10 protein-coding genes and 1 pseudogene are annotated in these 8,014 nt (G+C 71.9%); 10 read left to right on the top strand and 1 reads right to left on the bottom strand.

Translation table 11 applies throughout. The features are described from left to right. The 5 genes from FREUN1FDRAFT_RS36815 to FREUN1FDRAFT_RS36835 all read left to right on the top strand — a co-directional run. Positions 1-771, top strand: a 771-nt coding sequence (locus FREUN1FDRAFT_RS36815) for a hypothetical protein (RefSeq protein WP_006545504.1), incomplete at its 5' end; no start/stop codon positions are given. Positions 772-912: 141 nt separating this feature from the next. After that, positions 913-1,146: a hypothetical protein gene (locus tag FREUN1FDRAFT_RS36820; protein ID WP_006545506.1), complete on the top strand. Its 234-nt coding sequence runs from the start codon at positions 913-915 to the stop codon at positions 1,144-1,146. Continuing rightward, a complete protein-coding gene (locus FREUN1FDRAFT_RS36825; protein ID WP_006545507.1) occupies positions 1,143-1,499 on the top strand; it encodes a hypothetical protein in 357 nt (118 codons plus the stop codon). The genes FREUN1FDRAFT_RS36820 and FREUN1FDRAFT_RS36825 overlap by 4 nt, the downstream gene beginning before the upstream one ends. Then, entirely contained in the window at positions 1,496-1,834 is a 339-nt protein-coding gene (locus FREUN1FDRAFT_RS36830) for a hypothetical protein (protein WP_006545508.1), read from the top strand. Before FREUN1FDRAFT_RS36825 ends, FREUN1FDRAFT_RS36830 begins: the two co-directional genes overlap by 4 nt. Positions 1,835-1,881: 47 nt before the next feature. Continuing rightward, positions 1,882-2,751 (top strand): hypothetical protein, encoded by an 870-nt coding sequence (locus tag FREUN1FDRAFT_RS36835; RefSeq protein ID WP_157475790.1) that lies wholly within the window; start codon positions 1,882-1,884, stop codon positions 2,749-2,751. 347 nt (positions 2,752-3,098) lie between these two features. Here the strand turns inward: FREUN1FDRAFT_RS36835 and FREUN1FDRAFT_RS36840 are convergent, their stop codons facing one another. Continuing rightward, positions 3,099-3,491: a hypothetical protein gene (locus FREUN1FDRAFT_RS36840; protein WP_006545510.1), complete on the bottom strand. Its 393-nt coding sequence runs from the start codon at positions 3,489-3,491 to the stop codon at positions 3,099-3,101. 304 nt (positions 3,492-3,795) lie between these two features. Between FREUN1FDRAFT_RS36840 and FREUN1FDRAFT_RS45635 the strand changes: the two genes are divergently transcribed. From FREUN1FDRAFT_RS45635 to FREUN1FDRAFT_RS36865, 5 genes and pseudogenes are all read left to right on the top strand, one after another. Next, positions 3,796-3,963, top strand: coding sequence for a hypothetical protein (locus tag FREUN1FDRAFT_RS45635; protein WP_006545512.1), 168 nt, complete (start codon positions 3,796-3,798; stop codon positions 3,961-3,963). Positions 3,964-4,122: 159 nt separating this feature from the next. Beyond that, entirely contained in the window at positions 4,123-4,599 is a 477-nt protein-coding gene (locus tag FREUN1FDRAFT_RS36850; RefSeq protein ID WP_006545513.1) for a hypothetical protein, read from the top strand. Next, a complete protein-coding gene (locus tag FREUN1FDRAFT_RS36855) occupies positions 4,589-6,268 on the top strand; it encodes a hypothetical protein (protein ID WP_006545514.1) in 1,680 nt (559 codons plus the stop codon). Before FREUN1FDRAFT_RS36850 ends, FREUN1FDRAFT_RS36855 begins: the two co-directional genes overlap by 11 nt. 19 nt (positions 6,269-6,287) lie before the next feature. Continuing rightward, positions 6,288-7,628, top strand: a complete 1,341-nt coding sequence (locus FREUN1FDRAFT_RS36860) for a phage portal protein (RefSeq protein WP_006545515.1) — start codon at positions 6,288-6,290, stop codon at positions 7,626-7,628. Continuing rightward, positions 7,628-8,014 (top strand): annotated as a pseudogene (locus FREUN1FDRAFT_RS36865) (hypothetical protein); the annotation flags it as partial. The gene FREUN1FDRAFT_RS36860 and the pseudogene FREUN1FDRAFT_RS36865, both read left to right, overlap by 1 nt.

Raw genomic sequence — 8,014 nt, forward strand, 5'->3', positions numbered from 1 at the left:
AAGGACGGCCAGGACGTCACGGTGACCGTCCTCGGTGCCCACGAGCTGACCGGGCAGGGCCGCGAGGCCCTCGGCCAGCTCGTCCGCGCCGCCGAGGAGCGGTTCCGTGCGGACCTCGATCCTCTGCTGCGGGTTGTCGCCGAGGGCGTAGCCGAGCGGGCGCAGAAAGAGGGCCTCACCCTTCGCCAAGCCGCACAGGCCGCCGAGGTGACGCCCGCCGCGCTGTCCCGCATTACCCAGGGCGTCGGTGGGACGACCTACGTCGACGACCTGCTCTGCCTGGCCTCCTGGGCCGGCCTCGACATCGTCGCCGTGCCCCGCGATGACGAGCCGTTCCAGGTACCACCGAGGCCCGAGAGCGACACCATCCACACCTGGTTTGGGCTGTCGTACAGCAACTACCTCGTGCTGCCCCGCTCCCTGCTGCAGTCCATGCCAGACCGCTGGCAGGAACCGTTCGTCCGGCTCCTGGAACAGCTGCGCGCCGCATACCAGGACGTGGAACAGGCGCCCGGCTACGAGGTCCACCCGGTCACGTGGAAGTACGTCAACGAGCTGACCGACACCGAGCGGGCAGCTGCGGGCGTCGTCGAGGAGTTCAACGAGGACCAGGACGCGACGACCTACTACGACCGCGACGGCAACGAGCTCGAGACCGTCGCCAAGGTCGCCGTGCCGGCCCGGGAGCCGATCCCGCACTACAACCGCGGCCGCACCTACATCGTGCCCCGCATCAGCACGGAGGCGCCCGATGGCCCGGATCAGCCCTGATCCGACCTGCAAGGACTGCGGAGCGCCGATCGTCCAGAAGACGAACTACTACCCGCGGCAGTTCACCAGCTGGGCGCACCGGAAAGGCCACCGACCCGCCGACGGCCACCCAGCCCGCCCGAGTACGAGAAAGAGCAGACGATGACCAGCAGCTATAAGCCCACCGGCGGAGACGGCCGGTACGCCCGCCTCTACCTCGCCGACCTCACCCCGACGCCGGAGGACACGGCCCAGGCGGAGCACACCACGCTCCGCGACCTGGCCGCCGACCTCGACCAGGCCCTGACCACCGACAACCGGGCCGAGTCCACCCGATTGATCCGGGCCATCCGCGCCCGCGCCCGACACCTCGCACCGCCGGCGACCGCCCGGTGAGCACCCGCCGCAAGCACCCCTCCGGCAACCCGGGCCGGGAACCCGACGACTCCACAGCCCTCGTGTTCACCTCCGGCGTCAACGAGCGGGGCGCGCCGTTCATCCACGTGTCCTGGGGTGGCCAGCGAGGCCAGGTCACGGTCGCCGAGGCCCGGCAGATCGGCCACCAGGCGCTCGAAGCCGCCGAGGCCGCAGAGCACGACGCGATCGTCGTCGCCTGGCTGCGAGACAAGATGGACCTCACGCTCCACCAGGCCGCGGCCGCGCTCGGCGACCTGCGCGCCTACCGGCAGGACACGACGACCAGCACCTGGGGCAAGACCGAGACAGGCACGGGCGGCCCGTCGACATGAACAGCCCGAGCGAGGCCGCGATCAAGCTCGGCACCGCACCCACCCACACCCGCACCTTGGCGGACGGCTGCGTTCAACTCGGCGGCTGCATCGCCAACAGCGTGATGCCGGGCTGGTGCGCCTACTGCGGCCGGCCGATGCCGCCAGCGTGGGACTGGGTCGCTGCTCGGCAGCAGGTGATCGTCCGGGCCGCCCAGGACGCCCGCCAGCAGCGGAGAGAGCGTCAGATCATCGAGCGGCGCCTCGGGAGGTTCCTCGCGTGGCGCCGGCTCGACGCGGCGATGGCGCGGGGCGCGACCTGGGTCGACATCCTCCGAAAGCTCAACCTGCCGTGACCTGTGGCGAATAGTCGATATGACCTTTACCGATCCATGATGGCTGTGTGCAGATGGATCGGACCGTCGAGTACCTCGCTGGGTGCGCGCATGAGATCGCGTCGTGGTGGGACGAGCTGCACGCCGACCGCGAGCGAGGAACACCGCGCCGGTGGGCGCAGCAGGCCACCCGCGCGGGTTGGAGTCCGACCCACGGCTGCGGCATGCCGTGGGCGTGGGCCGCGGACTCCACCCCGGAGGCGCCGCGGCCGTACTGCCCCCGCTGCACCGCAACCGGGCCGGTCGCGGTGGCGTGGCTGCGCCCGCCGGCGACCCGGTCGACGCTGGCCGGTTCGCCGGCCCCGGCCCGCCTCGACGTCCTGGACACGATCCCGCTGATCGGCCGGACGGTGCTGACCCTGGAGGACACCACCCGCCAGGTCCTCGGTGACGGTCCGGCTGTCCGCGCCGGCTACCGCACCGACGCCGAGGGCCGGCTGTGGACGACCCCGGCGCTGTGGGCCGCGGTGTGGCCCGACAAACCGGATCCGCAGGTTCCGCTCGGCGCCCGCTACCTGGCCCGTCAGGCCCACCGCATCGCCGCGCACGCCGAGCTCGTCGACGTCGCCATCGAGGAGCTGCGCTACGCCCGCGGTCGGCTACGCCAAACCCTCGGCACGGCCGAGCAGGTCCGCGCGCTCGGCGCCCCGTGCCCGATCTGCGACACTCTGAGCCTGCGGGTCTACCTGGCGCGCGAGGTCGTGGCCTGCACCTCGTGGGAGTGCTGGTGCCAGACCGGGGACTGCCCCTGTCACCGCGGCGGCCGCCACCTGTGGCGGTACGACCCGAACCCGGCCCGGGACGAGTGGCGCTGGCTCGCCCAGCTCCTCGACGAGGACCTCGCCGCATGGCTCGCCTCCGATGACACCGCCGCCTGACCCGCAGGTCACCACCGCCGAAGCGGTGCACCTGCTCGCCCAGGCCCGGCCGCCGGTGACCGCGCGGCACATCCAGGAATGGGCCCGAGCCCGGCACGGAACACCACCGAGGATCCGCCCGGTGGGAACCCGCGGCCGGGCCCGGCTATACGCCTGGTCGGAGCTGCTACGCCTGGAACGCGAGACACGGCCGCACCGAGGACACGACCCATCACGCGGTCATGGCGATCAGCAGGTACATTCCAACCGTGGGCGGTAGCCATGCCCACCACCCCTCGCCAGCCCTGATCTCGCGTGGCATCCGGGCTGGTGCCCTGCCGGGTCTGCCAGGGCACCAGCGCCTGGTATCAGCCCGCCTTCTCCGGACAGAACGACTGCACCGCCAGCGTGAAGATCGCCTGCGAGGTGACCGCGTCCGGCGTGATGTTGTTGTAGGCAATCCGCAGCGGCAGCCGCTTCAACGCCACATCCTTGCCGGCCTCGGTGATGTCCGAGCACACCCTGCTGCCGTTACGCACGATGTGCTTGTCGAGTCGGTTCTCGGACAGCTGCGGGTAGGCCGAGCGGAACGCGCTGATGAACGCCTGGCCCTGTGGCGACGTGATCAGCGCCTCCTCGGTGCTCTGGGCTGCCGGTGCCACCGCTGTCGGCTCCACCGCCGTACCTCCATCGGCCTCGGTGCTGGCGCACCCCACCAGCGTGATACCCGCCAGCGCCAGGCCCCACAGTGCATACCTCATGACAACCCCCGTGATCAGCAGATGATCCGGGCAGGCTACCGCGCGCCGTGACCATTCATGCCGGATGGGTCAGATCGCGGTGAGGGGGTTGACGAGGTGATGCACTCGGAGATGCTTCCGCCCGAGCCCACCCCCCACCGCGACGCCTACCCCCTGCCCCTGCGCAGCTCGGCCTCTCCCGGTGGGTAGCAGCAGGCGCAGCACCCCGTTGCCGCGAGGGTGGCCAGCGATCCGACGTCGGGTCCTCGCCCGTGACCCGACCTGCCAGCTGTGCCAGCACGCCCCATCGACCGAGGTCGACCACATGGGCAGCCCGGACGACCACCGCGACTCCCAGCTGCGCGGCGTGTGCCACCCGTGCCACGCCACCCGCACCGGCCGCCAGGGCGCGGCCGCGAGCAACGCGAGGCACGCCGCGCGCCGCCGCCCCACCGAGCCGCATCCCGGCCTCCTCGGCCCTCACAGCGAGTGACCGGCGGGCTGGCCGTGGGGTGGGGGGAGGCCCCCCGGCAGCCGGCCGCCCGACCGGTGGGCATAGCAGCTCGCGGTGCGTACGGGTCTGGGCCCCCGGCGGGCACGCAGCGTGACCCAGGGGGGTGACTGGCCGTGACCAGCAGCAGGGAGGGAGCCCATGGCCGGCCAGGGCCCGCCACCGGCCGAGCGGCGCCGCCGGCGCAACGCCGACCCCCACGCCTCTCAGGCGGTCACCGTGCCGGCCGACGCCCCGCCGGTGCAGGCCCCGCCGCTGCCCTACGCCAGCCGCTACAAGCAGGCGACCCGGGTCTGGTACCGCACCTGGTGCGAAGCGCCGCAGGCCGCGGCGTTCACCGTCACCGACTGGCAGCGGCTGCACATGCTCGCCCCGATCGTCGATGGCTACTGGCGCGCGGCCGAGGCCGCCGATGCGAAGGGCTGCCGCGACCTGCTCGGCGAGATCCGGCTGTCCGAGTCGCTGCTCGGCGCCACCCACGCCGACCGGCTCCGCGGCCGCATCACCATCGAGCGACCGAAGCCGACCTCGGCCCGACCCGCCGTCGCCGGCGGAGGCGACAGCGGCGAGGTCACCGACCTGACCGCGCGCCGGCGCCGCCTCGCCGATGGTGCGTGAGCTCGTCCGGGCACCCGGCCATGACCGGCACCGGGCCCTGGCCGTCACCCTCGCCTGGATCGAGGCCTGGTGCGTCCACGGCCCGGGCGACGTGCAGGGCCGGCCGCTGTCCGGCCCGGACGCGCTCCCGTTGGATGACGAGTTCGCGGGCTTGATCTTGGACTGCTACGCCCTCGACGAGACCGGGCGCCGGCTGTACGACACCGCGGTGGTGTCCCGGGCCAAGGGCCGAGCCAAGAGCGAGCTCGCCGGGTTCGTCGCGCTGGCGGAGGCCTTCGCCCCGGTGCGGTTCGCCGGCTGGGCCGAGGGCGGCGAGCGGTACGCGTGGCGCGACTGGGCGTACGAGTACGAGCCGGACGAGCCGATGGCCCTGCCCGTCGTCCACCCGATCATCCGCTGCCTGGCCACCGAGGAGACCCAGGCCGGCAACACGTACGACAACGTCCACTACAACCTGGCCGAGGGCCCGCTCGGCGAAGACCTGCCGGCCTCGACGGTGGGCCTGACCCGGATCTTCCTGCCGGACGGTGGGGAGATCATCCCGAGCACGGCGAGCTCGGCCGCGAAGGACGGCGGCAAGGAAACGTTCGCGGTCTTCGACGAGCCGCACCTCTACGTCCTGCCCGAGCTGCGGCGGATGTACAAGACGGTGGACCGCAACCTGCGCAAACGCAGGGCCGCCGCGCCGTGGGCGCTGCTCACCTCGACGACGTACCAGCCAGGCGAGGAGAGCACGCTCGAAGCGCTGCACGAGCGCGCCCGGCTCATCGCCGAGGGCCGGACGCGGGAGTCGCGGCTCCTGTTCGACCACCGTGAGGCGCCACCCGACGTGGACCTGACCGACCTGGAGTCGCTGCGCGCCGCCCTGGCCGAGGTCTACGGACCGTTCGCTTGCGCACTCGACCTCGACGGCATCATCGAGAACGAGTTCTGGAACGTCGCGAAGGACCCGCAGGACGCCCGCCGCTACTTCCTCAACCAGCCGACCGCATCGCGCGACGCCTGGTTGTCCCGGCAGGAGTGGGCGGCCTGCGCCCAGCCCGAGCTCTCGGTGCCGGACGCCGACCCGATCGTGATCTTCTTCGACGGCAGCAAGAGCGACGACGCGACCGGGCTGGTCGGCTGCCACATGGACACCGGTCACCTGTTCGTTCTCGGCTGCTGGGAGAAGCCACCGGGGCCGGCCGGGGCGGACTGGCAGGTCGACCGGGTCGACGTCGATCGTGTCGTGCGCGAGGTCTTCGACCGCCGCGAGGTCGTGGGGTTCTTCGCCGACCTCGCCGAGTTCGAGAGCTACATCGACACCTGGGGCAACGACTTCCGAAAGCAGCTGCTTGTCGAGGCGACCGTCGGTCGCAAGCGGCACGCGGTCGCGTTCGACATGCGCGGCAGGGGCGCCGAGTTCACCGAGGCGGTCAAGCGGCTGCACACGGACGTGCTTGAGCGGGACGTCACTCATGACGGCGACAGCCGCCTCGCCCGTCATGTGCTGAACGCTCGCAGGAACCCGAACCGGTGGGGTGTGTCGATCAGCAAGGAGGGGCGCGAGTCCCCGAAGAAGATCGACCTCGCTATCTGCGCCGTGGGCGCGAGGATGGTTCGCCGCCTCGTCCTGGCTGATCCGAAGTGGGCGCGCCGCCGGCGCCGGACCGGCCGCGCCGCGTTCTGACGAGGGGAGGTCCGGGCTGATGGTGTTGTCCGCAGACGAAGCCGTCGACAAGGCGCGGGAGCTCCTCGGCATCCGTGAGACGGAGCGGCCTCGGCTCGACCGGATCCGCGAGTATCTGCGCGACGATCCGAACCGGCGCCTGTCCGGCCTGCCCCAGGACACCCCGCCAGAGCTGCACCGCCTCGCGAAGCTGTCCCGCGTCAACATGCTCAAGTTCGTCGTCGGCGGCCGTGTTCAGAGCATGTTCGTCGACGGGCTTCGGCTGCCGCGGCAGGCGGACAACGTCCCGGCCTGGCAGGTGTGGCAGGCGAACCGGATGGACGCCCGCCAGATCGGCGTCCACCGAGCAGCGGTCGCCTACGGAGCCGCGTTCGTCACCGTCCTGCCCGGTAAGCGCGCCGGCGAGCCGATGCCGGTCCTACGTGGGGTGAGCCCGCGCCAGCTCACCGCGGCGTACGCCAGCGACGACGACTGGCCCCAGTACGCGTTGGAGAAGCGCCGGCGAGGCTGGCGGCTCTACGACGCCGAGGCGGTGTACGAGCTGACCGGCGACGACGCCGACGGGCTGAAGCAGGTCGGCAACCCGGCCGAGCACGGAGCCGGCGTCTGCCCCGTCATCCGTGTCCGCGACTCGGACGACCTCGACGACGAGGTGACCGGCGTCGTCGAACCGCTGATGATCCTGCAGGACCAGATCAACATCACGACGTTCGGGTTGTTGACCGCCCAGCACTACGGGGCGTTCAAGCAACGCTACGTAATCGGCTGGCTGGCGGAGTCCGAGCAGGTGCGGCTGAAGGCCTCGGCGTCGCGCTTCCTGACGTTCGAGGATCCGGAGGTGAAGGTCGGAGAGTTCGGCGAGACCACCCTCGCCGGCTACATCGCCTCTCGCGAAGCCACGATCCGCCACCTCGCCACGATCAGCCAGACCCCGGCGCACGAGCTCCTCGGCCAGCTCGTCAACCTCTCCGCCGAGGCGCTCGCCGCGGCCGAGGCCTCCCACCGGCGGGCAGTGAGGGAGACACAGACCGTCGCGGGTGAGGCGTGGGAGCAGGTGCTGCAGCTCTCCGGCGAGATGATCGGCGCTGAGGTGCCGGTCGATGCCGAGGTGCGCTGGCGCGACACCGAGTCCCGCTCGCTGGCGCAGACCGCCGACGCCCTCGGGAAGATCGCGACCATGCTGGGTGTGCCGCCAGCTGAGCTGTGGGAGCTGCTGCCCGGTGTCTCCCAGCAGCAGGTCGAGCGGTGGCGCGCCGCGGCTGCCGAGGGGGATGCGTTCGCGCAGCTGAACGGTCTGCTGGAGCGGCAGGCGACTGAGCTGGCGTCGCAGCCCGCGGTGGAGCCTGCGCAGTCGGCCTGATGGCGGCCAGCCAGGAAGGTACGCAGCTCACCTCCCAGCACCGCCGCGCCCAGCTCGCGCTGCGGGCCACGACGACGAACGACATGAAGTTGATCTGGCCCATGTTCGATGGGTCGGATGCGTCGTACTCCGCGTTCGTCGACGCGGCGATCAACATGGTGATGGCCCGGCAGGAGACCAGCAGTGGCCTGGCCAGCGCCTACTACCAGCGGTTCCGGTCCGCCGAGGGCGTGGCAGGGGAGATGATCCCCAAGCTGGCGCCCCGGCTCGGCTCCGGGCTGATCCGCGCAGCCCTGTTCGCCACCGGCCTCGCCGGCACCCGCCGCGCGATCGGCGCCGGTCAGACCACCGCCGCAGCGCTCGACAGCGGGCTGGTCCAGGCCGCC

Origin of the sequence: Parafrankia sp. EUN1f, from assembly GCF_000177675.1 — a bacterium.
Classification (GTDB): domain Bacteria; phylum Actinomycetota; class Actinomycetes; order Frankiales; family Frankiaceae; genus Parafrankia.